Here is a 452-nt window from a genome sequence, read left to right as displayed (position 1 = left end):
CGTTGTATTCCTTATGGACCGCACCATGAGAAGGTTCGGGTTAAGCGGAAAAAGTGTGGTGCCACTGGTTTCGGGTACTGCCTGTGCCATACCTGCGGTTATGGCCTCAAGAAATATTGAAGATTGGAAAGAGCGGCTAATTACCATCCTGGTAGTGCCTTTTACTACTTGTTCTGCCAGGCTTCCGGTTTACCTCATCATTATTGCACTGGTTATTCCCGAACGCTCCTTTATGGGATTGAACCTACAGGGATTAACTCTTATGCTGTTATACATGCTGGGCTTCGGAATGGCAATATTTTCGGCCTGGGTGCTTCATAAGATCCTCAAGATCAAAAGCAAATCCTATTTCGTTATTGAAATGCCCAATTATAAGGTGCCAATGCTCAAAAATGTCGGGATCAATGTGGTGGAAAAAACCAAAGCCTTTGTGTTGGGAGCAGGAAAGATCA

The 452-nt window shown here is 44.7% G+C and carries 1 protein-coding gene; it reads left to right on the top strand.

What is annotated here, in order from left to right:
• Window positions 1–452 (top strand): ferrous iron transporter B (locus tag HC175_RS18570; protein ID WP_168139695.1); only part of this gene is annotated, 452 nt, incomplete at both ends.

This window comes from Salinimicrobium oceani (assembly GCF_012037645.1).
This window is presented reverse-complemented; position numbering and strand designations above follow the sequence as displayed.